The sequence below is a fragment of the Dongia sp. genome (assembly GCF_041910485.1).
GTDB lineage: Bacteria > Pseudomonadota > Alphaproteobacteria > Dongiales > Dongiaceae > Dongia.
The window spans coordinates 1-26,689 of sequence record NZ_JAYRQR010000063.1 but is presented as its reverse complement, the minus strand read 5'-3'; the positions used below and the strand labels follow the sequence as shown (position 1 = coordinate 26,689).

Below are 26,689 nucleotides of genomic sequence, written 5' to 3'. Positions count from 1 at the left end.
CGTCACCTCGGCCATCGGCAGCGCGGTGCGGAAGCCGCCGGCCGCCGCACCGAGGGCGTCTTGCGCCACCTGTTCGGGCGTCTTGTCGGCGTTCCCCAGGGCGAAGGTCTGTTTGACGCTGCCGAGCAGTTGGTGCATGCGCGAATTTTCATGCAGCGAGATGCTGGTCAGCACGATCATGAAGGTCGTGATCATCAGCATCAAACTGACGAAGGTGGGCAAGGAAGGGTTGCCGGCCGGCACGAATTTCGGCTGCGGCAGGGGCAAAGGCCGCTTGTGGGCACGCCTCTCCTTGCGCGGCACGGGTGGTTCCAGCTCCGACAATGGCGGAATTCCTCAGTTTTTCAGGTTGCCATTCTACCGGAAATGCAAGGCGCGGGCCAGATGGGTGCCCGTTTAGAGCTTTTGCCGGGCCTTCAGCGCCTGGATGAGGGTGCCGTCGTCGAGATAATCGAGCTCGCCCCCCACGGGGACCCCGTGGGCGAGGCGCGAAACGGCGACGTTCAGGGGCTGCAGCCGGTCGGATAGGTAGTGGGCCGTGGTCTGCCCGTCGACCGTGGCGCCGAGGGCGAGGATCACTTCCTTGACCGCGCCACCTTCGAGGCGGCGCAGCAGCGGCCCGATGGAAAGCTGTTCCGGTCCCACCCCGTCGAGTGCCGAGAGGACACCACCCAGCACATGATAGCGACCTTTGAACGTGGCGATGCGCTCCAAGGCCCAGAGATCGCCGACATCGGCGACAACGCAGATCAGCGACGGATCGCGCGCAGCGTCGCGGCAGATGGCGCATGGATCGGCGGCATCGAGATTGCCGCAGACCGAGCAGGTCTTCACGTTTGCCGCCACTTCGCCCAGCGCATCGATGAGCGGATGCAGCAAGGCCTCGCGCTTTTTCAAAAGATGCAGCACGGCCCGCCGCGCCGAGCGAGGCCCCAGCCCCGGCAGGCGGCCCATGATCTGGATCAGGCGATCGATGTCGTTCATGGGTATAGCTGGGCGGGACTCTGGAAGCCCCCCTCTCCCCGACCCTCCCCCGCGTTGGGGGGAGGGAGTTCACCGAGTTTGCCGCAGCAGCAGTGGCATGCTGGCTTTGGTTCCCTCCCCCCACAGTCGGCGAATGCCGACATCCGTCGGCCGTGGGGGAGGGTTAGGGAGAGGGGGAAATGACTGAGAACTTTCACCACAAAGATATCAAAACGGCAGCTTGAAGCCGGGCGGCAGCGGCAGGCCGCCGGTGATCTTGCCCATTTCGTCGGCGATATGCTTGTCAGCCTTGGCGCGCGCATCGCGCAACGCCGCACTGATGAGATCTTCGAGCACGTCGACCTCGGCCGGGTTGACGAGGCTGGGATCGATCTTGACGCGCTTGGGCTCGCCCTTGGCCGTCATGGTGATCGTCACCATGCCGCCTGCTGCCTGGCCGGTCACTTCGGCCTGTTCGAGGATGGCCTGCATTTCGGCCATCTTCGATTGCATCTGCTGGGCCTGCTTCATCATCTGGCCAAGGTTCTTCATAGGTCGTCATCTCCAAAAGGCATTTCGAAATCGAGCGCGGCATCGTCGCCACCGGCATCGCCCGATTCGGGATCGTGTGAGTCAGATGCCGGTGCCGGCACTGCCACGGGTTCGGGCGCGCCGATATCGCGCACGTCTTCGATGCGCGCACCGGGAAAGGTCTTGAGGATCGCCTGCACCAGCGGGTGTTCGGCGGCCTCCGCCTTCCGTTCGGCGATGATCGAGGCCTGCTGCTGCTTGATCGTCGCCTCGCCGGCGGCATTGCTGAGCGACACCAGCCAGCGCTTGCCGGTCCAATCGAGGAGGCAGGCGGCGATGCGGTTCGCCAGATTCCCCGGCGCCCGTTCGGACGGGCGGAATTCGAGGCGCCCGGATTCGAAATGGACGAGGTGCACATCGTTCAAAAGATGGGTGAGCAGGATCGCCTCGCGCTTGGCGCGGAAGAGGGCGATGAGCTCGTCGAACGTCTTGGGATCGGCAAGGCCAGCCTGTGGCTGCGGGGTCGGTTGCGCCTGAATGGGGGCCATCGTCTGCGGCACGGCTTCCAGGCGCGCCGCCGATCCGCGCTGCCCGAAGGCGGTGGGACCGTTGCCCGGTGCGCCACCGACATAGCTCGCGGCGACGGCGTGGGTCGCGCCATTGCCGTTCCCATTGCCAGCACCACCGCCGCCGCGTACCGGTGCGCCGCTCCCCGTCGGCAATTGGCCGCTGGTCAGCTTCTTCACCAGTTCGCCCGGCGTCGGCAGGTCAGCGACATGCATGAGGCGGATGAGTGCCATTTCGACGGCGGCAAGCGCCTGCGGTGCCGATTGCGCCTCGCCGAGGCCTTTGAGCAGCATCTGCCAGGTGCGGGCAAGAACCGGCATAGAAAGTTTCTGCGCGAATTCGGCGCCGCGTTTCTTTTCCGCTTCCGGCATGGTGGGTGCCGCGAGCACGTCGGGCGAGATCTTGGCGCGCGTCACCAGATGCGTGAGATCGAGAAGATCCTGGACGACGACGATCGGATCGGCGCCGGCCCGGTACATGGTGCCGAGGAGATCGAGGGCCCGCGGCGCTTCGCCCGCCATGACGGCTTCATAGAGATCGAAGAGCTGCGTGCGGTCGGAAAGACCCAGCATCTCGCGCACCTGGATCTCGGTCACGGTGCCTTCGGCCATGGCGATCGCCTGGTCGAGGAGCGAGAGGCCGTCGCGGGCCGAACCGTCGGCAGCGCGCGCAACGAGGGCCAGCGCATTGGGTTCGACCGCGACATTCTCGGCCGCAACGATGCGCGCGAAGTGGGCGGCAAGAACGTCGGCCTCGATGCGCCTGAGATCGAAACGCTGGCAGCGCGACAGCACCGTCACCGGCACCTTGCGGATTTCGGTGGTGGCGAAAACGAACTTCACATGCGCGGGCGGTTCTTCCAGCGTCTTCAGCAGCGCGTTGAAGGCGCTGTTGGAGAGCATGTGCACTTCGTCGATGATATAGACTTTGTAGCGGGCACTGACCGGGCGATAACGCACGCCTTCGATGAGTTCGCGCATGTCGCCGACACCGGTCCGGCTGGCGGCATCCATTTCGATCACGTCGACATGGCGGTCCTCGGCGATGGCGAGGCAATGTTCGCACTGGCCGCAGGGGCTCGCCGTCGGCCCGCCTTTGCCATCGGGGCCGACGCAATTGAAGGCACGGGCCAGGATGCGCGCGGTCGTCGTCTTGCCGACGCCGCGCACGCCGGTCAGCATGAAGGCATGGGCGAGGCGCCCCACGGCGATCGCGTTGGTGAGGGTACGGACCAGGGCGTCCTGACCGACGAGGCCGGAAAAATCGCTGGGACGGTACTTGCGCGCGAGGACCCGGTAGTGGCCGTCCGCATCCTGTCCCGAAGCTTTGATCTGCCCGTCTTGGTCACTCATGCAATCAACATCGCCCGGGAGGATTGGAACCTCCTCAGGTGGTACAAAAAAACGGCGCCGGATGCCAGCAATCTTAATGCCGGATCGTGCATTGGACGGCATGTCGAAGATAGGGTGGGAGGCTGGGAAGGGTGGGAGGCTGGCAAACGACCCGCCTGAGAACTCGTTACGGCTGCTTCCTTCCGGACCTGACCGGGTTGGCGAGACAAACGTCCGCCACCAACCTCCCGGGCGAGCTTATAGCAAGAACCGCCCACCCTTGCGCAACTGAAGAATCGCCGCGTCTGGTGCGATGCCCAGAATATTCAAATGATTCAGCGGATTGGCTGTCGTTCAGGGACGCGAAAGAAGCTGCTGGCGGATGATCGAACCGTCCTTGGCCTTCATTTCCGCCTGCAGGATGATCCCATCCTTGCCGTACCAGACATCGCGGTTGAGCTCGCCGGTAAAGGCATAATGCCGCGCATCGACGGTACCCACCGGCAGGACCAGCGCCACTTCACCCTTGTCGGCTACTTTCACTTGATGCTGGCGGGCCCGTACGGTGTCGAGCACGGTCTTTTGGTTGATGGCGTCCGGATGCCACAGGGTCGAGGGGATGAGATCCGCCGGCACGTCGCGCTTCTTTTCATTGTACTTGCCGGTCAAGCGATCGCCCTGGCGCGCAAGATCGACCTTGCGTTCCTCGCCATCGTCATTGGTTTCGGAAACCATCCCCTGCAGCGCACCGTCCTGCCAGCGTTCTTCGATATGCTGCGTGAATTTATAGACACTCAACCCCAGCAGACGCACATCGATATCGACATCGGTGATGACGGTCAGGCGATTGCTGCCGTCGGCGACGAAATCCAGCTTCTGCGTGCCGATCGGATCGCCATCGCGGGTGATCGCATAAATGAAGCGACCGCGCGGCGGCGTGAACGGAAAGCCGGCCTCGGCCGAGGCCGATTGCGTGACGCTGCCCGAATCGGCCAAGACAGGAAACGGTGTGACAAAAGCCGCGACCGCGCCTGCAATCATTGCATGGCGCAAGGTGGTGGAGAGCAATTGCCGACGTGAAACACTCATGTCAAAAATGATGCCTGTAGTGAAGCCTGTAAAACAGTACCGGTCCTGGGCGGAATTTCTGCGTTCATGATCAACCCAAGCACTCAAAAGGTCAAACGGGACAGACCTGCCGTTAAGGTAAATGTGTCCGGAAATCGAGGCGTCAAGGGGTCTGCGTCACATCCGGCGCAGGCCTGTTAACGAAGCGCCCATTAACGAATTGTCATGATGCAGACTTATTTCTATGCGACCGGCGATTTCGACCGCTCCGCGCAGCGGCGCGAGGACCAGACTTGGCTGAAAGCGCGCCTCACTGATCCGCATTCGCGTTTCTATCCGGTCTGGCGCCTGCGGCATCTGGTGCAGGCCGCGGACAGCCCCATTGTCGGCAGCCTCGATCCGGTGGCGCAGGCCGAACTCATCGCCCATGCCGACACCATCATCCTGCTGGGTGTCGATGGCGAAGTGGCGCATTTCGCGCTCGACGTTTCTGGGCTCGATGAGCCGGCCGCGACGGCGCTGGGCGATTTTCAGGAATTGCGCGGCATCGGCCCCTTGCTGCCCCAGCGCGACGGCGCACTTCTCGCTTATGCGCGGGGTCTTGCCTATTGGCACCAGCGGCATCGGTTCTGCGGTGTGTGCGGATCGCCGACCGAGCCCAAGGCCGCGGGTCATCAGCGCCAATGCACCAACCGCGATTGCGCGACGGTGCAGTTTCCGCGCACCGACCCCGCCGTCATCATGCGCGTCACCTGCGGTAATCGCATCTTGATGGCGCGCCAAGGCATGTGGGCGCCGGGCATGCATTCGGTGCTGGCGGGCTTCGTCGAACCGGGCGAAAGCCTGGAAGATGCGGTGGCGCGCGAAGTGTTCGAGGAAGTGGGGTTGCGCGTCCACAACATCCGCTATTTCGGATCGCAGCCCTGGCCGTTCCCGGCATCGCTGATGCTGGGCTTTACCGCCGAAAGCGAAAGCGATGCGTTCGACCTGCACGATGGCGAAATCGAATCGGCACAATGGATGACGCGCATGGATCTGCTGAACTCGCCGGAGAATGAGAGCTTCCGCTTGCCGCGCGCCGATTCCATTTCGCGCAAGCTGATCGAGGATTGGGTTAGGCTGTAACTGGGTTAGGCCTTAGCCGCGCGCTTCGGGGTAAGGCCCCGCGTCACCAGCGGGCAGCCCGGCAGTTCGCCGACAACACAGGCATCGACATCGATATCGCGCTGATGGGCGTCGGAAAAATCGGCGCCGCGTATGTCCGCCTTGGCGAGCCGCGCGCGCAGCATGTTGGCGGTGCGGAAATCAGCGGCCATCAACCAGGCGCCTTCGAAGCGTGCTTCGGCCAGTGTTGCGCCATTGAAATTGGCGGCGGCAAGGTTGCGCCCCGAGAAATCGACGCCGGTCAGATCGTAGCCGCCCAACTCGGCGCGCTTGCCTTCATTGCCCAAACTGATGACCCAGCGATGATGTTCGTCCAGCATGCGCCTCAGCCGGTCGCTGTCGAGCTTGCGGGCCGGTCCCTTGGCGCAGGTGATATCGATCTTCCCCGCCATGTTCTTGTCGAGGAATGCACCTGAGAAATCGCTGTCCATGACAGTGGCGCCGGCCAGCACCACGCCGGCCAGCTCAGCGCTGCGGAATGAGGCGCCGCGCAGATCGGCGTTGGACAGATTGGTCTCCTGCATGACGGCGCCGCTCAAATCGGCACCCTTCATTTTGCTGTCGGCAAAATTGGCGCGGGTGAGGATGGCGCCCTTGAAGGAGGAAGCATCGTCGCTGTAGGCATCGCGCCGCATGTCCGACCGGCCGAGTGCGGCACCGGCCATGATCGCGTCCTGGAACGAGGCGCTGCGGAGATCGGCGCGCTGGAAATCGGCATTGGTGAGATCGGCGCGGTCGAAAACCGATGACCGCAGGATGGCCCCGGTGAATTTGACGCCGCGCCCCTCGCAATCCGCGAACTTGCACAACATGAACACGCCGTCGCTGAAATTCATGTGGCTGAAGTCGAGGCCGCTCAAATCGCATTCTTCCAGCATGGCGCGCTTGCCGGTGGGGCGGCCGACCACCCAATCGACATGCAGTTGGCCCAGACGCTGCAGGGCCGCCTGGGAGATGCGCTTCCCTTTGATGACCCGGCTATCGGGCGGTTGCGGTGCCATGATCTGCCATCTGGAAAAAAGAAGGCCGCCATCCTCGCTTCGGATCTGCGGCGCGGCAGTGTTTATCACTACATTCCTAAACTCACAATATTTTGTGTTTTTCTAAAATAGACATTAAATACTTTTCGTTGAGGATGTAGATGGCCTTTGCTACAGGCCGAATAAACGAGCTGGTAAGACGTTTGCTGGATACTCATCCCCGGAGCTGATGCCGATGACCGCTGTATCGTTGACCAGTGTCAATCCGACCGCGCCCGACTCGGCTGCCGTACCCGACGGCAGCCCCGACCGAATCGTGGGTCGCGTCGTGGCGGTGGCGGGAGCGCGCGTGACGGCGCTTTTACAGCGCGACCGGAATGGCACGCGCGGTCCCCATCTTGGCGATCTGGTGAAGATCGTGACCGACCATTCGACCGTGTTCGGCTTCGTTACCGCCCTTAATGTCGATTATCCCGGCCAGCCCAATGAATTGCGCCGAGCCGAACTTGAAATGGTGGGTGAGATCGATCACCGGGCCGGCGACGATGCTCCGTTCCAGCGCGGTGTGACCGCTTTCCCGGCGCTCGACGACAAGCTCGCTCCCGCGACCTCCGACGATTTGAGGCGCGTCTTCACGCGGCGTCTCAGTGCCAACCAGCGCAGCGCCCGCATCGGCGCGCTGCATCAGGACCACGATATTCCGGCCGAGATCCTGGCGAGCGAACTCCTTGGCAAGCATTTCGCCGTGCTGGGCACGACCGGCGCCGGCAAATCCTGCGCGCTCGTCACCATCCTGCGCGCGATCCTCAGCCAGCATGAATTTGCCCATGTGCTGATGCTCGATCCGCACAATGAATATGCGACGGCCTTCAAAGACCGCGCCGAAGTGGTGACGCCGGACGATCTCGAACTGCCTTATTGGCTGCTCAATTTCGAGGAACTGCGCGAGATGGTGATCGGCACGGGGTCGCCCCAGCCCGATGCCGACGCGGTACTCCTCAACCAGGTGGTAACGCAGGCCAAGCGCAACCTCGCGCAAAGTCCCGAGGCCGCGGCGCAGATCACCATCGACACGCCCGTTCCCTATCGCCTTTCCGACATCGCCAAGATCATCGACGGCATTTTGGGTAAGCTCGACCGGCCGGCCGATGCCGCCGCCTATCACCGCATCCGCGAGCGTTTCCAGCACATGCAGGCGGACCGGCGCCTTTCTTTCATGTTCCCTGGCGCCGGCAGTTCAGGTGCGCTGCAGGGGCTGGTGACGCGCGACAATATGGCGAAGATTCTGGGGCGCCTGTTCCGCGTGCCGGTCGGCGGGAAGCCGATCACCATTCTCGACACGTCGGGTGTGCCTTCCGAAATCCTCAATGTCGTCGTCTCGCTGCTCTCCCGCATGAGCTTCGATTTCGCACTGTGGAGCGACCGCAAGGCACCCGTGCTGCTGGTCTGCGAGGAGGCGCACCGTTATGCCCCATCGGACCCCCATGCCGGGTTCGAGCCGACCAAGCGGGCCCTCTCGCGCATCGCCAAGGAAGGGCGCAAATATGGCGTCGCCCTCTGCCTCATCAGCCAGCGTCCGTCCGAACTGGCGACCACGGTCCTCTCCCAATGCAGCACGATCTTCGCGCTGCGCATGACCAGCCACAAGGACCAGGAGTTTTTGGCGGCGATCCTGCCGGAATCGAGCCAAGGCTTGATGGGCGAACTCCCCTCCTTGCGCAACGGCCAGGCCATCGCCGTGGGTGAAGGTGTCCCGCTGCCGACCCGGATCGATTTCGACCGGCTGGCGGAAGAGCATCGCCCGCGCTCCGGCACCGCCCCCTTCGGCACCGCCTGGCAGCAGGACCAGCTGCAGGCCGAAGACCTCAACGACGTGGTGAAGCGCTGGCGCCACCTCGATTGACCGATCCCTTGGCAAAGCCCCGGCGCGTCGCCATATAAGCCGACACCTTCCACTGCCAGGGGCCAACCGTGCGGCGTGCATTTGACGTGATCGGGACCTGCATGCGCCGGGCTTTCCTCGGCCTCCTCGCCATCCTGCCCATCGCCAGCCCCGCTTCGGCAGAGCCGGCCCTGTGGGTGGCGAAAAGTGGCAATGCGACCTTCTATCTCTTCGGCACCATCCATCTGCTGAAACCCGATGCGGACTGGCGCGCGCCCAAGATCGCAGATGCCTTTGCGCAAAGCGGGACCCTGTGGCTGGAAATGGCCGAGGGCACGCAAGGGCAGATCGACCAATCCTTCATCTGGAAATACGGCAAGGACCCGGCGCATCCGCTCTATACCAAGCTCTCGGTACCGGAACGGCAGAAGCTGCGCGCGGCGGCGCAGAAGGTGGGCATCGCCCCGGTGACGTTCGACTCGCTCCGCCCCTGGCTCGCAGCGCTGACGCTCAGCAAGGCGCCGCTGCAGCAGGCGGGCTATCAAGGCGAAGCGGGTGTCGACAATCAATTGCTGAACCAGGCGAAGGCCGCGAACAAGAAAGTGCTGGGCTTCGAAACGGTCGAACAGCAGCTGCGCTTCTTTGCCGATCTGCCGCCGGAAATGGAGCTGGCACTTCTCACCCAGACGATCGACGGAATCGACGCGGCCACCGATCAGCTCGACCAGCTCGCCGGTGCCTGGCTTGCCGGCGATGTCGCCGCGCTCGATACCATGCTCAAGGGCGCTGATAGTGCGGTGGGCGACAAGCGTCTGCGCAAGGTGCTGCTCGCTGACCGCAACGCCGCCTGGGCTGAACGCATCGCGACACTTGCCCATGACGGCGGCACGCATTTCGTCGCCGTCGGTGCAGCACATCTCACTGGTACGGATTCGCTTCTGACCCTGTTGCAGCGGCGCGGCTTCACGGTCGCGCGGCTCTGACCGTCACAAGTTTTTCTTAAGTCACCCGCAAGCCCGCGCAGCCAGATTTCCTTGGCTGCTTGCCAGAATTGCTCGCTTTTCCCGAGCTGCTGAATAGGGATTGATGGTCCTGCAGCGGCGCCGATGCGCGCCGCCCTTGGAACGAGGCAGGATCATGAGTGGCAACGACAACAAGGCCGTGAAGCCCAGGCAAATGAGGTTGGGTGCCTTCATGTATCCAGGTGGGCATCATGTCGCCGCCTGGCGCCACCCGGATGTTTCGGCCCATGCCACGACCGACTTCCAATACCGTGTCGCCTTCGCCAAGGCGGCCGAAGCAGCCAAGTTCGATCTCATCTTCCTGGCCGACGGGGTCGGTGTCGGTGAAAGCAATATCAAGGCGCTGAGCCGCGTCGACGAATGGTCGATCGGCTTCGAGCCGATCACGCTCCTTTCCGCGCTCTCCGCTGTCACCGAACGGATCGGCCTGGTGGCGACGGCGTCGACCAGCTTTACCGAGCCCTTCAATCTCGCCCGCTATTTCGCCTCGCTCGATGCCTTGAGCGGCGGTCGCGCCGGCTGGAACCTCGTCACCTCCTCGGACGGGATTGAGGCGCAGAATTTCAATACGCGCGATCTGCTGCATGCCGCGCGCTATGAACGCGCCAACGAATTCGCCGACGTGGTGCTGGGTCTCTGGAAGAGCTGGGAAGACGATGCCTTCCTGCGTGACAAGGAAAGCGGCCGCTTCTTCGATCCGGCAAAGCTTCACATCCTCCATCACCAGGGCAAGCATTTCTCGGTGCGCGGGCCGCTCAATGTCTCACGCTCGCCCCAGGGCCATCCGGTGCTGGTGCAGGCCGGATCATCGGAGGTCGGCAAGGAGCTGGCGGCGCGCACGGCGGAAGTGGTCTTCACCGCGCAGCGGTCGCTCAAGGACGCGCAGGAATTCTATGCCGATCTCAAACGGCGCCTGCCGGCCTATGGCCGCCATGCCGACGATCTCAAGATCATGCCCGGCGTCTTCCCCGTGGTCGGCCGCTCGCGCGCCGAGGCGCAGGAGAAGTTCGAGCAGCTGCAGGACCTCATCCATCCGGAGGTGGGCTTGGCTTTGCTCTCGACCTATATCGGCAATTTCGATCTCTCGGCCTATCCGGTCGACGGGCCGCTGCCGGACCTTCCCGAATCCAATGCCAGCAAGAGCCGGCAGCAGCTCTTCGTCGATCTGGCGCGGTGCGAGAATCTGAGCATCCGCGAGCTTTATCTGCGCATCGCCGGGGCGCGCGGCCATTGGCAGCTGGTCGGGACCGGGGCCGATATCGCCGACCAGTTGGAGGAACGCTTCCTCAACGGCGGTGCCGACGGTTTCAACGTCATGCCGCCCACGGTGCCCGGCGGCCTTACCGATTTCATCGAACTGGTGCTGCCGGAGTTGCGCCGGCGCGGCCTCTTCCGCACCGAATATGAAGGCCGGACCTTGCGCGAAAATCTGGGTCTTGCCTTCCCACAACATGCGGCGCGCCCGGGTGCCCGCCGCGCCGCCGAATAGAACCCAATCCCGCTAGATGAGGAGATGAAGATGAGCAGCGTTCTGAAAGAAGTTGCCAACAACAACAGTTTGAAACTGCGCCGCCTTGCCGGGCGCATCGGTGCCGAGGTGCAGGATTTGAAGCTCGGCACCGATCTCAAAGCCGAGGATATCGGCGCGCTGAAGGCGGCGTTGCGCCAGCACCGCGTCATCTTCCTGCGCGACCAGCATCAGCTCGACGATGCGGCGCAGGAAGGCTTCGCCAGGCTCTTCGGCGAACTGGTGCCGCATCCGACCGAGAAAGTCCGCGCCGGGTCGACCGCAATCCTGGAACTCGACGCCGCGTCCGGCAATGGCAAGGCCGACCAGTGGCATACCGATGTCACCTTCGTCGATGCCTATCCCAAATATTCGATCCTCCGCGCGGTCGAGATCCCGGCCTTTGGCGGGGACACGGTCTGGGCCAATACGGCGGCGGGCTATGAGGATCTGTCGCCGCAATTGAAGCAGCTGGCGGAAAACCTCTGGGCCGTCCATTCCAACAAATACGATTGCGCCGCCCAGCGCCCGCGCGCCAATGATGCCGAGCGCAAGCATTATCAGGATGTCTTCGCGTCCACCCAATACGAAACCGAACATCCGGTGGTGCGCATTCATCCCGATACGGGCGAGAAGGTGCTGGTGCTCGGCTATTTCATCCAGCGTTTCGTCGGTCACTCCAACACGGATTCGGCGCATCTCTTCAGCCTGCTGCAGGACCATGTCATCCGCCTGGAAAACACGGTGCGCTGGTCCTGGCGCAAGGGCGATGTCGCCATCTGGGACAATCAATCGACCCAGCATTATGCGCTCAACGATTACGGCGATCAGAACCGCATCGTGCGCCGCTCGACCATCGCCGGCGAGGTGCCGGTCAGCGTCGATGGCCGCCGCTCGGTAACGCGCATCATCGGTGGCCCGTCGCGCCAGGCCGCGGAATAGCGAGGGCCCCCGCCATGTCCCATCACCGGCGGCGATGTAGCTAGGGCGAAGGCCCCTCTCCCACGCACCCAACCCATCACTGAAAACGAATCCCCCCGCGCGATTTCCGCCGGCGGCAATGACGGAGCTTACCCATGAAGTTGAAATATCTCGCCATCCTGGCCCTCGGCCTCGGCTCGCTGATCGGCGGCCAGGCCTCGGCCGAAGAACTCACCATCCGCGTCGGCTATCCGGGCGTCGGTGTCGACAACCGGCCCTATGGCTATGGCGATTCGGTCAGCATCGCCCGGGTCGGCGAATATCTTGAAAACGAATTCAAGAACGACAAGGACATCAAGATCGAATGGACTTACTTTCGCGGCGCCGGCCCCGAGCTTAACGAGGCCTTGGCTGCCGAGAAGCTCGACATCGCTGCCGGCCTCGGCGACTTGCCGTCGATCGTCGGCCGGTCGCGCGGTCTTGAAACCAAGTTCCTGCTGCCGGCCTCCGAGCGCGGCTCGCTCTATCTCGCCGTGGCGCCCAATTCGGACATCGACAATATCGACGATCTGAAGGGCCGCAAGGTGGCGCAGTTCCGCGGCACCAACCTGCAGATCGCGACCGACGCGGTGCTCGAAGCGCACAAGCTCACCGAAAAGGACATCAAGTTCGTCAGCCTGACCACGGGCGACGCCACGGCGGCCCTGGCCGCCGGCAATGTCGATGCTTCGTTCGGCGGCGAGGAATATCTCGACCTCGCCAAGCGGGGTATCGTGAAGATCGTCTACGCTTCGAAAAAGGACAAGCCGATCTTCGGTACCAATTCGGCAGTCTTCGTCACGGCCGATTTCGAAAAGAACCATCCGGACCTTACCCAGCGCATCACCAACGCCTTCGTGAAGGCGGCGGCCTGGGGCTCGGATGAAGCCAACCGCCAGGCGGTGTTCGAAGCCTGGGCGAAATCCGGCGTGCCGGCCGAAAGCTTCGCCGACGATTTCGACGGCCAGCCCCTGGCGCGCCGCAACACGGCGGTGGTCGATGAATTCATCGTCGCCCGCTACAAGGAAAAGGCGGCGAAGGCGCTGCAATACGGCCTCATCAAGAAGGAGGTCGATGTCGACAGCTGGTTCGCCCCGCAATATCTCGAGAACGCGCTGAAGGAGCTCGGTCTCGAGGATTACTGGCCCCGCTATGACGCTGAAGGCAACAAGGTTGCCAGCGGCCGCGTCGAAGTGGCGGCGCAGTAAGATGAGTGAGATCCGGTCCCCATCGGCGTCGCGCGCGGCAGCCCTGTACGCTGCGGGCCTCGGCGATGGGGCCGGGTCCGCCCAGCGGTTCCTGCTGTCCCATTTCTCCATTCCGAATGCGCGGCCGCTGCTCGGCTTCCTGCTGCCGCTCTTCCTGTTGCTCGCCTGGACGGCATCGGCCCATTTCGGCTGGCTCCCCGAACAGATTCTGCCGGCGCCGGAGATCGTCTGGATCAGCCTGCGCGACTATGCGCAAGACGGCGGCCTGTGGAGCGACAGCTTCATTTCCCTGCAACGGGTCTTGCGTGGTTTCGCCCTCGGCGCCGGCATCGGGCTCGCCCTGGGTGCCGGGATGGCTCTGTCGCGGGGCCTGAAGGCGCTCGCCGATCCGGTCTTCCTGGCGGTGAGTCAGGTGCCGATCGTCGGCTGGATTCCGCTCCTCATCCTTCTCATCGGCATCGATGAAGGATTGAAGACGCTGATCATCGCCCTGGCTTCCTTCATTCCGGTGACGCTCGGCACCTATCAGGGCATCCGCGACGTCCCGGCACGCTACCGCGAGGTGGGGCGCGTCTTTCTGCTCTCGCCCGCCGAAACGCTGCGCCATATCGTGTTGCCGGCGGCGGCGCCCGCCATCTTCACGGGCCTGCGCGAGGCGGCTGCCAATGCCTGGCAGACCCTCATCGCCGTCGAGCTTCTCGCCTCGACCGAAGGGCTTGGGTATCTCATGGCCTATGGCCGACAGCTCTTCCAGCTGGAACTGGTGCTGACCGCCGTGGTGGCCATCGGCGCCATCGGCTTCCTCACCGATTGGCTGCTCGGCCGCGTCGCGCGCTATCTGCAGCGCTGGGAGCTGCGCGGATGACCCGGCCGTCGCGTCTCACCTGGCTCGGTTTCGTCATGCCGGCCCTGCTGCTCTTAGGGTGGCAGGCGGCCAGTGTTGCGGGTCTCGTCGATCGCAACTTCCTGCCGCCGCTTCAGGATGTCTCCCACCGCCTTGTCGGTGAACTGGCGACCGGCACGCTGGTCCATGATCTCGGTTTCAGCCTGTTGCGCGACCTCGGCGGTTTTGCGGCCGGCAGCGCGCTCGGTGTCGGCACGGGCTTGCTGCTCGGTTTTTCACCGCTGCTCGCGCGTATCGTTGGGCCGACGCTGCTCGTTCACCGCCAGATCGCGCTTTATGCATGGGTTCCCCTGATCTCCGTCTGGTTCGGCGCGGGCGAGGTGGGCAAGGTGGTCTTCATCGCGCTGGCGGCGTTCCAGCCCAATGTCATCAACAGCTGGCAGGGTGTTGCCGCCATCCCCGCAACGCAGGTTGAACTGGCGCGCGTCCTCACCTTCCGGCGGCTCGATTTCATCCGCTTCATCGCCCTGCCCGGCGCATTGCCGGCGATCTTCACCGGACTCCATGCGGGTCTCATCTATGCCTGGCAGGCGACCATTGCCGCCGAGCTCTTCATGGTGATCGCCCCCGGTCTCGGCGGCAGGCTGATGGAAGGGCGCCAGCTCTTTGAAATGGATCTGGTCCTTGTCGCCATCCTGCTGATGGGCGCCATCGGCATCGTCTTCAACACATCCGCCGCGCTCATTGAGCGGCGCCTTCGCAAAGGAAGCAGCAGATGAATGCGCAGAACCCGCTGGCCCTCGCAGCCGTCCCGAATCTTTCGACCCATCGCCCGGCAGTGGAGATCGCCCACGTCGCCAAGAGCTTCGCGCTGAAGGGCCGGCAGGTGAACGCGCTTGCCGACATCGATCTCGACGTGCAGCCGGGGGAATTCCTCGCCATCGTCGGCGCCTCGGGCTGCGGCAAGTCGACCCTGCTGCGTCTCATCCTGGGGCTTGAGACGCCGACCAGTGGTGCGATCCATGTCGACGGTGCTGTGGTCACGGGACCGTCGCTCGAACGCGGCATCGTCTTCCAGGAGCACCGGCTGCTCCCCTGGCTGACGGTGGCGGACAATGTCGGCATCGCCTTGCGCCGCGCGGGCCTGTCGAAGAATGCGGCTGAGGCGGCGACCGCCGAACATCTCGGCCTCGTAGGGCTTTCCGATTTTGCCGACGCCTATCCGGCACAGCTTTCAGGCGGCATGCAACAGCGCGTCGCCATCGCCCGGGCCTTGGTCAACCGGCCGCGCCTCCTGCTGCTCGACGAGCCGTTGGGCGCGCTCGATGCGCTGACGCGCCTGCGGCTGCAGGATGAAATCCGCCGCATCGTGCGGCAGGAAGGCATCACCGCGATCCTGGTGACGCATGATGTCGACGAGGCGGTCTATCTCGGCGACCGCATCGTCGTCATGGAACCGAATCCCGGCCGCATTCGCGAAATACTGCCGGTCGATCTGGGTCCGGCACGGCATCGCTCCGCCCCCGCATTCGTGGCCTTGCGCGACCGCGTGCTGGAACAGCTGGGTGTGTCGCCGGCGGTGGCGGCCTGATTGTAAGCTCTGCGCCAGCGCCTTGAATTGGCGCCAGCCATGCCTATCTAAAAGAGGTTATGGCAAGATATATCCATATATCTGTCGCTCAGCTTCGCGCGGGCAGGCAGCAAACGGGTGCTACGCCCGGAATTCGGCGCTGCGCCTGAGCTATTCGCGGCGGCCCGGATTCCGGGCCTGATTCCGTTCCGCAAACGCCAATCGCCACAATCCCGTCACCGGTGAAATCGCCAGCGCGCATCCGTGCTGGGCGCGCGCCGCCGCTTTCGTCGGTCGAATCGGCAGAGAGGAAAGTTCCATGCCGACCCACACACCACCGCCCATCACCTTGTCCGCCGAGGATCATGCCCGCTTGTCCGATCTTGCCCTGGCGGTCGAACATCAACCCGGCGTCGGCGATTTCCTGACGCGCGAATTGATGCGCGCGACGATTCTGCCGCGCGCCGAAATCGGCAGCGACATCGTCACGATGTATGCCGAGCTGCGTTACCGCGACAACAGCACGGGTGAGATCCATCAGGCGACGCTCGTCTATCCGGGCGATCAGGACATCGCCAGCTGGAAAATCTCGGTGCTGACGCCGGTCGGTACCGCCTTGATCGGTCTTCGAGTCGGTCAGTCGATCGAATGGGAGACGCGCTCGGGCGAAATCAAGAGCCTGACATTGCTGGCGATCGTCAGCCAGCCCCGCTGATCAAATCCGGCGATCTGGCCGGGTGATCAATCCTGCTGGCGGAATTTCGACGCCGGATAGACGCCGAGGATGCGGACCTCGCGCGAGAAGAACGACAATTCTTCGAGGGCGAGCCGCACCGGGCGCTGGTCGGGATGACCGTCGATATCGGCATAGAATTGCGTCGACGAGAAATGGCCGTCGAGCATGTAGCTTTCCAGCTTGGTGATGTTGACGCCGTTGGTGGCGAAACCGCCCAGCGCTTTGTAAAGTGCCGCTGGCACCGAGCGCACCTTGAAGACGAAGCTGGTGATGATCGGCCCCTTGTCCGAATCCGGGTCGATCGGTTCCTGCGCCATCACCACGAAGCGTGTCGTGTTGTGGGTGGCGTCTTCCATGTCGGGCTTCAGGATCTCGAGACCGTAGATCTCGGCTGCCAGCGACGAGGCGATGGCGGCAGCCGTTTTGTCGCCGCGCGCGGCGAGGTCGGCGGCGGCGCCGGCGGTATCCGCATGCACCACCGGCTTGATGCCCAGCGCGCGCAGATTGTTGCGGCATTGGCTCAACGCCTGGATATGGCTCGATGCGGTCTTGATGTCGGCAAGCTTGGCGCCCTTGACGCCCAGCAGCTGGTGATTCACGCGCTGGAAATGCTCGGCGACGATATGGAGGCCGGAATCGGGCAGCAAATGATGGATGTCGGCAACGCGGCCGGCGACCGAATTTTCGATGGGCACCATAGCGAGGCGCGCGCGCCCCTCATGGACGGCAGCGAACATGTCTTCGAAGGACGGGCAGGGCAGCGCCTCCATGTCGGGAAAAGCGGCGCGGCACGACAGGTTGGAATAGGCGCCGGGCACACCCTGGAAGGCGATCACATTGTTCACTGCACAGTCCCTATGAGATCTGGAAAAAATCAACGCCCGGGGGCCAGCAGGGCCCGCGCCCGGTCGAGGTCGGCCGGAGTATCGACACCGAGCGGCAGGGTGTCAACGAGCGCCACGTCGATGCGCATGCCGTTCTCCAACGCGCGCAATTGCTCCAGCTTCTCACGCTGTTCGAGGATGCCGGGCGGCATTTTGACGAAGGTTTCGAGCGCCGCCCGGCGATAGGCGTAGAGGCCGATGTGATGATAGTGCGGACCCGATTTCCCGTCGGCATTGGCGGGCGCCGTGGCGCGGGTGAAATAGAGCGCGCGGGCGATGCCGCTGCCGCCGGGCGCAAAGGCCGCCACCGCTTTCACCACATTGGGGTTGGTCCGTTCCTCCTCGCGCGTGATCTCGACGGCGAGGGTCGAAATGTCGACCGCAGCCTCGGCCAGCGGGTCGAGGGAGCGGCGGATGAGGGCGGGGTCGAGGGTGGGAAGGTCGCCCTGCACATTGACCACCGCGTCGAATTCCCGCTTCGGGTCGATCTTGGCGAGGGCTTCGAAGATACGGTCGGAGCCGGACGGGTGGTTGGGGTCGGTGAGGACCGCCTGGCCCCCCGCCGCCTCGATTGCTGCCTGGATGGCGGGCTCCGCGCAGGCCACGAAGACCGGGCCGATCCCGGCTTCCCGCGCCCGGCGCCAGACATGGACGATCATCGGCACCCCGTGGATGTCGGCGAGCGGCTTGTCGGGCAGCCGGGTCGAGGCCATCCGGGCGGGGATGAGGATCACAGGGTTGGCGGGGCGGGCATCGGTCATGGTTCGGGTGCCGGGCAAAAAGGGTGGTGAAAACCCGGGAATCCGGGGCAAAAACGGCTAGGCAATTAACATTGCCGGAGGGGTGGCGGGGCCGCGACATTATGCCGCTTCGGGTTGAGAATCAAAGGCAGGCGCAAGGACTTGGTAAAATCGTCCCAAGCCGGGACCGGGCGGCGACCCCTAAGCCACTACGCCCATTGGACAGAGGCGACGGAAGCAGTTAAATTCCGCGCCGAGTTGTGGCCCCTTGATCAGCCAATTTGTTTCGCGCGTGGCGTTTGGGGTAGGTCCCGGATCCCCCAGGAGACATCCTGGAAAAGGGGTAACCGGGGCTGAAGCGCTGCGCATAAGCCATGAGGGATGAAGTCGAATGTCTTTGGAAGGCAACAAGATCGCCGCTGCGGTCCTGGTCGGCGGTCTGCTGACCCTTTCGGTCGGTCTGGTCTCCAACATCATCTACGGTGCCCCGGAAGGCGCCTCGCATGAGGAAGCTGCTGCCGGCGCCGAAGGTGGCGCAGGTGAAGCCGCTGCCCCGGCTGCGGCCGCGCCGGCCGATGCCGCCCCGGTCTCCTCGGTGCCGCTCATTGCCGCCGCCGATCCGGCCGCTGGCGAAAAGGTCGCAGCCAAGTGCAAGACCTGCCACACGTTTGAAAGCGGCGGCCCGAACAAGGTCGGCCCGAACCTCTGGGGCATCGTCGGCAACCACTCGGCGCACAAAGAAGATTTCGCCTATTCCGACGTGATCAAGAATCTGAAGATCACCTGGGATTACGATCATCTCGATCAGTTCCTGACCAGCCCGAAGGCCTATGCCAAGGGCACCAAGATGAGCTTTGCCGGCTTGAAGAAGCCGGAAGAGCGTGCAGCTCTGCTGCGCTGGCTGCGCGACCAGTCGGACGCACCCGCGCCGCTGCCGCAATAAGCCAACCAGGACAGCGCACATCATGTCAGCTGCAGCGGCGGTACCGGCCGAGTTCCTGTCGCTTGCCAGGAACCTGGTCGATATCAGCCGCCCGATCCTGCGCGGCTATTACCGCACGCGGCTCGACATCATCTCGAAGGGTGACGAAAGCCCGGTGACCAAGGCCGACCGCGAATGCGAGGCGGCCTTGCGCGCGGCGATCAACAAGGCCTTTCCGGCGCACGGCATCATCGGCGAGGAGTTCGGCAGCGAACGCGCCGATGCCGAGTTCGTCTGGGTGCTGGACCCGCTGGACGGAACCCGCGCCTTCGTCACCGGCCGACCGACCTTCGGCACGCTCATCGCGTTGACGCAGGGCGGCAAGCCGGTGCTCGGCGTGATCGACATGCCGATCCTTTCCGACCTTTGGATCGGGGCCACGGGCCATGCCACCACGCTGAATGGCGCACCCGTGAAGGCGCGGCCCTGCGCCGAGCTCAAGGATGCCTATTTCTCGGCAGCCCTGCCGCAGATGTTCCAGGGTGCCGATCGCGCCCGGCACGAAAAGATTGCCGGCAGCGCCAAATCTGCGACCTATGGCGGCGATTGCTATCAGTACGGCATGGTGGCGACCGGCTTCATCGACCTCGTCGTCGAGAAGACGCTCGGTATCTATGACTATCTCTCGCTGGTGCCGGTGCTCGAAGGGGCCGGTGCCATCATCACCGATTGGGCGGGGAAGCCCCTCGACACCAAATCGGGCGATGCGGTGGTCGCTGCGGGCGACAAGCGCATCCTCGATCAGGCGCTCGCCATCCTTAACGGCTGATAGCTGTCTAAATCCCCATAAAATCGAGGCTTTCCGACTTAGCAAGGCTTCCGCTATGCTCGCGGCAAAAGACGTCGCTTAAGCATTCCGGGAAGGCTTTCATGCATCATCGCGTCGCTGCCCTCGCTCTCGCTCTTGCCATCGGTGCCGGCGCGGCACTCGTCGGACCGGCCCAGGCGCAGGACAGCATCAAGACCCATGCGCTGACGCTGGGCGACAAGCCGAAATACGGGCCGGACTTCAAGCATCTCGACTACGTCAATCCCGATGCGCCCAAGGGTGGCACCGTGCGCTATGCGGGTGTGGGCTCCTATGACAGTTTCAACCCCTTCATCGTCAACGGCGACCCGGCGGGCCTCACCGGCTTTTATGAAACGCTGACGACGCAGGTGGATGACGATTCGATGGGGGAGTACGGCCTCATCGCGGAATCGATGGAAGTTGCAACGGACAATTCCTGGATCATCTTCAATCTGCGCCCGCAGGCGCATTGGCAGGACGGCAAGCCGATCACGGCGGATGATGTCGTTTTCTCCTTCGACATCCTGAAGGAGAAGGGGGCGCCCAACTATCGTTTCTATTACGCCAATGTCGACAAGGCTGAGGCGCTGGATGCGCACCGCGTGAAGTTCAGTTTCTCGACCAAGAACAATCGCGAGCTGCCTGTGATCATGGGGCAGTTGCCGGTGTTGCCGAAGCATTTCTGGGAAGGGAAGAAGTTCGACGAACCTTCGCTCGACGTGCCGCTCGGCAGTGGTCCCTACAAGCTCAAGAGCTTCGAGGCCGGCCGCTCGGTCACGATGGAGCGCGATCCCAATTATTGGGGCAAGGATCTGCCGGTCAATATCGGCACGGACAATTACGATATCGTCCGCACCGATTATTACCGCGATCCCACCGTTGTCCTTGAGGCGTTCAAGGCCGGCAGTTTCGATTTCCGCGCTGAAAACTCGGCCAAGCAATGGGCGACGGGCTATGAATCGCCGGCCCTGAAAGATGGCCGCTTCAAAATGGAGACGATCCAAAGCGACAATCCGCAAGGCATGCAGGGCTTCGCCATGAACCTGCGCAAGCCTATCTTCCAGGATGTGCTGGTCAGGCAGGCGATGATCCTCGCCTTCGATTTCGAATGGTCGAACAAGACGCTGTTCTTCAGCCAGTACACGCGCACGCGCTCCTATTTCCAGAACTCGCCGATGGAAGCCAAGGGCCTGCCCTCGCCGGAAGAGCTGAAGATCCTGGAGCCCCTGCGGGGCAAAATCCCGGACGAGGTCTTCACCACCGAATATAATCCGCCGGCAACCGACGGCAGCGGCAACAATGCCGACAATCTGGCGAAGGCCGCGGCACTTCTCGACCAGGCCGGTTGGAAGCTGGAGAACGGCAAGCGCATGAAGAACGGCCAGGCGCTGGAAATCGAATTCCTGCTGCAAGCCGGCGATCTCTTCGAGCGCATTGTGCAGCCTTACGCCAAATCGCTGGAACGCCTCGGCGTCAAGCTGACGCTGCGCGCCGTTGATGCGGCGCAGTATCAGAAGCGCAACGAGGATTTCGACTATGACATGATTTCCTCGGTCTTCCCGCAATCCCTCTCGCCGGGCAATGAGCAACGCGATTTCTGGGGGTCCGCATCGGCCGATGCGCCGGGCAGCCGCAACGAGATCGGTATCAAGGACCCGGTGATCGACCAATTGGTGGAAGAGCTGATCGCGACGCCGAACCGTGAAGAGCTTATCGCCTATTGCCGGGCCCTCGATCGCATCCTGCAGTGGCGCTATTACGTGGTGCCCAATTGGCATATGGGGGCTTTCCGCATCGCCTATTGGAACAAGTTCGGGCGCCCCGATAAATTGCCGGAGCCCACTTATGGCATCGGCCTTTCCGCCTGGTGGATCGATCCGGTCAAGGAGCAGGCACTTGCCGCGAAGACGGCGCCGGCGGCGGCCGAGCCAGGTGCGGGTGCGCCGGCCGGCAATGCCACCGCGACCGAACCCGCCACCGTAGCGGCGGCACCGGCCGATCGCGGCAGCTCGCCGCTTGGCTATCTCCTCTATGCCGGCGGTGCGGTCGTTCTGTTGGTGATCGTCGGCGCGATGCTGAAGCGAAAGAAAGCGAAGTGAGCGGGATGGTGCGGGTCCGGTCGATCCACCCCCTCTCCCCAACCCTCTCCCACGTGGGGGAGAGGGAGCTCACCGAGTTCGCGATGACAGCCGCATTCAAGCTGGCTAGGATTCCCTCCCCCCAGCGTGGGGGAGGGTTAGGGAGAGGGGGGGGCTCTACTTCCCCAATCTCGACACAATGATCGCTTATATCATCCGCCGCCTGCTGCTGATGATTCCGACCTTGTTCGGAATCATGATCATCAATTTCGTCGTCATCCAGGCGGCACCCGGCGGGCCGGTTGAGCAGACCATTGCCAAGCTGAAAGGGACGGCGATCGATGCCACCGCCCGTATCACCGGCGGCGGCGGCAGCGAAACATCGACCGGCACGCAAGGCCCGTCCGCCACGCCCGGCGAAGGCAGCCAATATCGGGGCGCGCGCGGCCTCGATCCCAAATTCATCGCCGAGATCCAGCGCATGTATGGCTTCGACAAGCCGATGCATGAGCGCTTTCTGATGATGATGAAGAGCTATCTCACCTTTGATTTCGGCAACAGCTACTTCAAAGGCCGACCGGTCGTCGATCTCGTCGTCGAAAAGCTGCCCGTATCGATCTCGATCGGGCTTTGGGCGGCGCTCATCTCATATGCCGTATCGATACCTTTGGGCGTATCGAAAGCACTGCGCGACGGCACCCCCTTCGACTTCTGGACCAGCGCGGTGATCATCGCCGGCAGCGCCATACCGGGTTATCTGTTCGCCATTCTCCTCGTGGTTCTCTTTGCCGGCGGCACCTATTGGAGCTTCTTTCCCTTGCGCGGACTGGTCTCCGACAATTGGGACCAGCTGTCGCTCTTCGGCAAGGTGGTCGACTATTTCTGGCACATGGCATTGCCGATCATCGCCATGGTCATCGGCGGATTCTCCAGCCTCACCTTCCTTGCCAAGAATTCCTTCATCGACCAGATCCACCTGCAATATGTGACGACGGCGCGCGCCAAGGGGCTGACCGAGACACGGGTGCTTTACGGCCATGTCTTCCGCAATGCGATGCTCATCGTCATCGCCGGCTTTCCCAGTGCCATCATCAGCATCCTGTTTGCCGAGGCGCTGCTCATCGAGATCATCTTCTCATTGGATGGGCTGGGCCTGCTCGGCTACGAAGCGGCAATCAATCGCGACTATCCGATCATGTTCGCGACGCTCTATATCTTTACCCTGATCGGGCTTGTAATGGGCCTCATCGGCGACATCATGTACATGCTGGTCGACCCGCGTATCGATTTCGAGGCGCGCGACCTATGAGCACCACGCGCCTTCTCGGCTTCAAAGTGACGCCATTGACGCGCCGGCGCTGGCGCAATTTCCTCACCAATCGCCGGGGTGTCTGGTCGCTGGTCATCTTCCTGATCCTGTTCGGAATCAGCTTGCCGGCTGAATTCATCGCCAATGACCGGCCGATCATCGTGTCCTATCAGGGCGATCTGTACTGGCCGGTCTTCCATAACTATGGCGAGGAGGCTTTCGGTGGTGTGCCGGGTCTCACGGCCGACTTCACCGGACCGTTCCTCAAGCAACGTATCGCTGAAACCGGTGGCTGGATGGTGTGGCCGCCCGTGCCCTTCTCATATGACACAGTGGTGACGAACCTGCCGGGACCTGCTCCGACCGCACCGGATGGTCTCAACTGGCTGGGGACCGACGACCAGGCGCGCGATGTGCTGGCGCGGGTCATCTATGGATTTCGCATCTCGGTCCTGTTCGGCCTGATGCTTACCATCGTCACCACCGTGGTTGGGGTCCTGGCCGGCGCGGTGCAGGGATATTTCGGTGGTTGGATCGATCTTCTGGCCCAGCGTTTCCTGGAAATTTGGGGCAGCCTGCCCAGCCTCTACATCCTGATCATCTTTTCGGCCGTCATCGTGCCGGGCTTCTGGACTCTTCTCGGGTTGCTGCTGCTCTTTCAATGGACCTGGCCGGTCGGTCTCGTGCGCGCCGAATTCCTGCGCGCGCGCAATCTTGAATATGTCCGGGCGGCGAAGGCGCTGGGCCTCAGCGATTGGCGCATCATGATCCGCCATGTCCTGCCCAATGCCCTTGTCTCGACCCTCACCTATCTGCCGTTTACGCTCAGCGGATCAGTTGCCGCTCTCACGTCGCTCGATTTTGTCGGCTTCGGCCTGCCGCCGGGGTCGCCGTCACTCGGTGAGTTGCTTTCCCAGGGCAAGGAAAACCTGCAGGCGCCGTGGCTGGGGATCACCAGCTTCATCGTTATCGGCGTCATGCTGATTCTTCTTATCTTCGTCGGCGAGGCGATCCGCGATGCGTTCGATCCGCGCAAAGGCAATGCGTGATGGCGCTGCTCGAAATCGACAACCTCAAAGTGGCATTCGGCGGACGCGAAGTCGTGCATGGCGTCGACTTCGCGATCGACAAGGGTGAGACAGTCGCGCTGGTCGGTGAATCCGGATCAGGCAAATCGGTGACGGCGCTTTCCATCCTGCGGCTGCTGCCGCCGACCGCAACCCATCCTGCGGGCGCCATTCGCTTTGCCGGGCCGACCGGGACGGAAGACCTTCTCGCCGCATCGCCGATGCATCTGCGGCAGATCCGCGGCGGCCGTATCGCCATGATCTTCCAGGAACCGACCCTGTCGCTCAACCCGCTGCACCGGATCGAGCGCCAGTTGGTCGAGGCGATCCAGCTGCACCGGCCTACCAGCAACGCGGCCGCACGGAAGCGCGCGCTGGAGCTCCTCGAACTGGTCAAGATCGACAACGCGGCACAGCGGTTGAAGTCCTTCCCCCACGAAATGTCGGGCGGGCAGCGGCAGCGGGTGATGATTGCGATGGCGCTTGCCAACGAGCCCGATCTTCTCATCGCCGACGAACCGACGACGGCGCTCGACGTCACCATCCAGGCGCAGATCCTCAATCTGATGATGGATCTGCAGCGCCGGCTCGGCATGGCGATTCTGCTCATCACCCACGATCTCGGCGTGGTGCGGAAATTCGCCAAGCGCGTGGCCGTGATGCGCCAGGGCGAAATCGTCGAGCAGGGCGATACGGTTCATGTTTTCGATCGCCCGCAGCACGACTATACCAAGCATCTGCTGGCGGCCGAACCCAAGGGCGCGGTGCTGCCGATCGCAACGCAAGCACCGGAACTGCTGGCGGCCGAAAAGCTCAGTGTCCTCTTTCCCATCAAGCAGGGTGTCTTCCGCCGCGTGGTCGGTCATGTGCCGGCGGTGGTCGGTGCCGACATTTCCTTGCGCGAAGGCGAGACCTTGGGGATTGTCGGCGAATCCGGTTCCGGCAAGACCACATTGGCCCTGGCCCTGCTGCGCCTCATCAACAGCGAAGGTGCAATCACCTTCGAAGGCCGGCGTATCGACGGGCTGAAGCGCGGCGAGATGCGCCCGTTACGGCGCGAGATGCAGATCGTCTTCCAGGACCCGTTCGGGTCCCTCAGCCCCCGCCTTTCGATCGGCGAGATTGTTGCCGAAGGGCTCAGCATCCACGGGATCGGCCGCGACGAAGCGGAACGCGAGGAAATCGTCATCGCCACTTTGCGTGAAGTGGGCCTCGACCCCGAGACGCGGCATCGTTATCCGCATGAGTTTTCCGGCGGTCAGCGGCAGCGCGTCTCGATCGCACGAGCCTTGATCCTGAAGCCAAAGCTCATCGTGCTCGACGAGCCCACGTCGGCACTCGACATGTCGGTCCAGGCGCAGATCGTCGATCTCCTGCGCGATCTGCAGCAGCGCCATCGCTTGAGCTATCTGTTCATATCGCATGATTTGCGGGTCATCCGGGCGATGAGCCACCGCGTTCTCGTCCTGAAACAGGGCAAGGTCGTAGAAAGCGGCCCGGCGGTGGACATCTTTGAACGGCCCCAGGAAGCTTATACAAAGGCCCTGCTGTCGGCCGCCCTTCACCATGAGGCGGTCGATCTCGATATGGTGAGACAATGATGCGTACCAGACTTCTTTTCGCCGGCGCCGATGAATATGAGGCGACGTTCACCGCCGCTGCTGCCGGCATTCCCTCGATCGAGCTTGTCCCCTATCGGCCAGGCCTCGACCTTGCCGACATTTCCTATCTGCTGATGTGGCGCCCGGTGCCGGGACTTGCCGCTGCGATGCCGAAGCTCAAGGCGATCTTCTGTTTCGGTGCCGGTGTCGAACGATTGCTCGGCAGCGCTGAAGTACCGCAGAACATTCCCATTGTGCGCATGGTGGAGCCGGGCCTCACGCAAGGCATGACCGAATATGTGCTGTGGCAGACCTTGCGCCACCATCGCCGCATCTGGGAATTGGAGGAGGCACAAGCGCAAGGCCAATGGTTGCCGCATTGGTATCCGGCCTCCTGGGACCGGCCCGTCGGCATCCTGGGATTCGGCGAATTGGGCCTGGCGGCCGGCGAGAAACTGGTCGAGTTCGGCTTTCCGGTGCGCGGCTGGTCACGCTCGGCGAAATCCCATGACCGGATTCGCTGCTTCACGGGGCGCGATCAATTGCCGGCCTTTCTCGACGGGCTTGAAATACTCATCTGCCTGCTGCCGCTGACGCCGGAGACGGCCGGCATTCTCGATGCCGATCTTTTTGCGCGGCTGAAGCCCGGTGCCTCGCTCATCAATGTGGGGCGCGGCGGGCATCTCAACGAAGCCGATCTCCTCAAAGCACTGGAAAGCGGACAGCTGCTGGCGGCGAGCCTCGACGTCTTTGCCAAAGAGCCGCTCCCTGCCGGCCACGCCTTCTGGGCACACCCGCGGATCTTCATGACACCGCACAATGCCAGCGATACCGACCCGGCCGGTGGGCTTGGCGCCATCGCCGCCCAGATTGTCCGGGACCGGTCGGGCCTGCCGCTGGAACAT

General features: G+C 63.3%; 25 protein-coding genes and 1 other RNA gene. 17 read left to right on the top strand and 9 right to left on the bottom strand.

Features of this window, described 5'->3' with window-relative positions; all coding sequences use genetic code 11:
- The 6 genes from ACE3PP_RS20970 to ACE3PP_RS20945 all read right to left on the bottom strand — a co-directional run.
- The coding region (locus ACE3PP_RS20970) for a hypothetical protein (RefSeq protein ID WP_374385259.1) at positions 1-324 on the bottom strand (324 nt) is incomplete at its 3' end.
- 72 nt (positions 325-396) lie between these two features.
- Positions 397-984: a recombination mediator RecR gene (recR, locus tag ACE3PP_RS20965; protein WP_374385257.1), complete on the bottom strand. Its 588-nt coding sequence runs from the start codon at positions 982-984 to the stop codon at positions 397-399.
- Between the two features lie 207 nt (positions 985-1,191).
- Positions 1,192-1,515, bottom strand: coding sequence for a YbaB/EbfC family nucleoid-associated protein (locus ACE3PP_RS20960; protein ID WP_374385256.1), 324 nt, complete (start codon positions 1,513-1,515; stop codon positions 1,192-1,194).
- Positions 1,512-3,413, bottom strand: coding sequence for a DNA polymerase III subunit gamma/tau (locus ACE3PP_RS20955; protein WP_374385255.1), 1,902 nt, complete (start codon positions 3,411-3,413; stop codon positions 1,512-1,514). Before ACE3PP_RS20955 ends, ACE3PP_RS20960 begins: the two co-directional genes overlap by 4 nt.
- Before the next feature lie 134 nt (positions 3,414-3,547).
- Positions 3,548-3,638: signal recognition particle sRNA small type (ffs, locus tag ACE3PP_RS20950), an RNA gene on the bottom strand.
- Positions 3,639-3,746: 108 nt separating this feature from the next.
- Positions 3,747-4,481 (bottom strand): DUF6134 family protein, encoded by a 735-nt coding sequence (locus ACE3PP_RS20945; protein WP_374385254.1) that lies wholly within the window; start codon positions 4,479-4,481, stop codon positions 3,747-3,749.
- Between the two features lie 204 nt (positions 4,482-4,685).
- Here ACE3PP_RS20945 and nudC point away from each other — a divergent pair, with 204 nt between their 5' ends.
- Entirely contained in the window at positions 4,686-5,585 is a 900-nt protein-coding gene (nudC, locus tag ACE3PP_RS20940; RefSeq protein WP_374385253.1) for an NAD(+) diphosphatase, read from the top strand.
- A 5-nt stretch (positions 5,586-5,590) separates the two neighbouring features.
- On the opposite strand, the gene ACE3PP_RS20935 is transcribed toward nudC, so the two are convergent.
- Positions 5,591-6,625, bottom strand: a complete 1,035-nt coding sequence (locus ACE3PP_RS20935) for a pentapeptide repeat-containing protein (protein ID WP_374385252.1) — start codon at positions 6,623-6,625, stop codon at positions 5,591-5,593.
- 214 nt (positions 6,626-6,839) lie between these two features.
- Here ACE3PP_RS20935 and ACE3PP_RS20930 point away from each other — a divergent pair, with 214 nt between their 5' ends.
- The 9 genes from ACE3PP_RS20930 to rnk all read left to right on the top strand — a co-directional run bounded on the left by ACE3PP_RS20930 (position 6,840) and on the right by rnk (position 16,312).
- Positions 6,840-8,507: an ATP-binding protein gene (locus ACE3PP_RS20930; protein ID WP_374385251.1), complete on the top strand. Its 1,668-nt coding sequence runs from the start codon at positions 6,840-6,842 to the stop codon at positions 8,505-8,507.
- A gap of 68 nt (positions 8,508-8,575) precedes the next feature.
- On the top strand, positions 8,576-9,469 hold the full coding sequence (locus ACE3PP_RS20925; protein WP_374385250.1) for a TraB/GumN family protein: 894 nt from the start codon (positions 8,576-8,578) through the stop codon (positions 9,467-9,469).
- A gap of 154 nt (positions 9,470-9,623) precedes the next feature.
- A complete protein-coding gene (locus tag ACE3PP_RS20920; RefSeq protein WP_374385249.1) occupies positions 9,624-10,997 on the top strand; it encodes an LLM class flavin-dependent oxidoreductase in 1,374 nt (457 codons plus the stop codon).
- A 30-nt stretch (positions 10,998-11,027) separates the two neighbouring features.
- Positions 11,028-11,957, top strand: coding sequence for a TauD/TfdA dioxygenase family protein (locus ACE3PP_RS20915; protein ID WP_374385248.1), 930 nt, complete (start codon positions 11,028-11,030; stop codon positions 11,955-11,957).
- 134 nt (positions 11,958-12,091) lie between these two features.
- Positions 12,092-13,183 carry an ABC transporter substrate-binding protein gene (locus tag ACE3PP_RS20910; RefSeq protein ID WP_374385246.1) on the top strand — a complete coding sequence of 364 codons (1,092 nt, stop codon included), beginning with the start codon at positions 12,092-12,094 and terminating at the stop codon, positions 13,181-13,183.
- 1 nt (position 13,184) lies between these two features.
- Positions 13,185-14,048 (top strand): ABC transporter permease, encoded by an 864-nt coding sequence (locus tag ACE3PP_RS20905; protein WP_374385245.1) that lies wholly within the window; start codon positions 13,185-13,187, stop codon positions 14,046-14,048.
- Complete coding sequence (locus tag ACE3PP_RS20900; protein ID WP_374385244.1) at positions 14,045-14,806, top strand: ABC transporter permease; 762 nt, start codon at positions 14,045-14,047, stop codon at positions 14,804-14,806. The genes ACE3PP_RS20905 and ACE3PP_RS20900 overlap by 4 nt, the downstream gene beginning before the upstream one ends.
- Positions 14,803-15,618, top strand: coding sequence for an ABC transporter ATP-binding protein (locus ACE3PP_RS20895; RefSeq protein WP_374385243.1), 816 nt, complete (start codon positions 14,803-14,805; stop codon positions 15,616-15,618). The genes ACE3PP_RS20900 and ACE3PP_RS20895 overlap by 4 nt, the downstream gene beginning before the upstream one ends.
- Before the next feature lie 298 nt (positions 15,619-15,916).
- The gene (gene rnk / locus ACE3PP_RS20890) at positions 15,917-16,312 is read left to right on the top strand and encodes a nucleoside diphosphate kinase regulator (RefSeq protein ID WP_374385242.1); all 396 of its coding nucleotides are present in this window, start codon (positions 15,917-15,919) and stop codon (positions 16,310-16,312) included.
- Positions 16,313-16,338: 26 nt separating this feature from the next.
- On the opposite strand, the gene ACE3PP_RS20885 is transcribed toward rnk, so the two are convergent.
- Entirely contained in the window at positions 16,339-17,178 is an 840-nt protein-coding gene (locus ACE3PP_RS20885; RefSeq protein ID WP_374385241.1) for a prephenate dehydratase, read from the bottom strand.
- Positions 17,179-17,207: 29 nt separating this feature from the next.
- Complete coding sequence (locus ACE3PP_RS20880) at positions 17,208-17,978, bottom strand: 3-deoxy-manno-octulosonate cytidylyltransferase (RefSeq protein WP_374385240.1); 771 nt, start codon at positions 17,976-17,978, stop codon at positions 17,208-17,210.
- A 370-nt stretch (positions 17,979-18,348) separates the two neighbouring features.
- Between ACE3PP_RS20880 and ACE3PP_RS20875 the strand changes: the two genes are divergently transcribed.
- The 7 genes from ACE3PP_RS20875 to ACE3PP_RS20845 form a co-directional block, all read left to right on the top strand.
- A complete protein-coding gene (locus tag ACE3PP_RS20875) occupies positions 18,349-18,900 on the top strand; it encodes a cytochrome c family protein (protein WP_374385239.1) in 552 nt (183 codons plus the stop codon).
- A 22-nt stretch (positions 18,901-18,922) separates the two neighbouring features.
- The gene (hisN, locus tag ACE3PP_RS20870; protein ID WP_374385238.1) at positions 18,923-19,708 is read left to right on the top strand and encodes a histidinol-phosphatase; all 786 of its coding nucleotides are present in this window, start codon (positions 18,923-18,925) and stop codon (positions 19,706-19,708) included.
- A gap of 101 nt (positions 19,709-19,809) precedes the next feature.
- Entirely contained in the window at positions 19,810-21,828 is a 2,019-nt protein-coding gene (locus ACE3PP_RS20865) for an extracellular solute-binding protein (protein WP_374385237.1), read from the top strand.
- Positions 21,829-22,006: 178 nt separating this feature from the next.
- A complete protein-coding gene (locus tag ACE3PP_RS20860) occupies positions 22,007-23,116 on the top strand; it encodes a microcin C ABC transporter permease YejB (protein ID WP_374385236.1) in 1,110 nt (369 codons plus the stop codon).
- Complete coding sequence (locus ACE3PP_RS20855; protein ID WP_374385235.1) at positions 23,113-24,165, top strand: ABC transporter permease; 1,053 nt, start codon at positions 23,113-23,115, stop codon at positions 24,163-24,165. The genes ACE3PP_RS20860 and ACE3PP_RS20855 overlap by 4 nt, the downstream gene beginning before the upstream one ends.
- The gene (locus ACE3PP_RS20850) at positions 24,165-25,784 is read left to right on the top strand and encodes an ABC transporter ATP-binding protein (protein WP_374385234.1); all 1,620 of its coding nucleotides are present in this window, start codon (positions 24,165-24,167) and stop codon (positions 25,782-25,784) included. Before ACE3PP_RS20855 ends, ACE3PP_RS20850 begins: the two co-directional genes overlap by 1 nt.
- On the top strand, positions 25,781-26,689 hold a 909-nt coding region (locus tag ACE3PP_RS20845; protein ID WP_374385233.1), incomplete at its 3' end, for a 2-hydroxyacid dehydrogenase. The genes ACE3PP_RS20850 and ACE3PP_RS20845, both read left to right, overlap by 4 nt.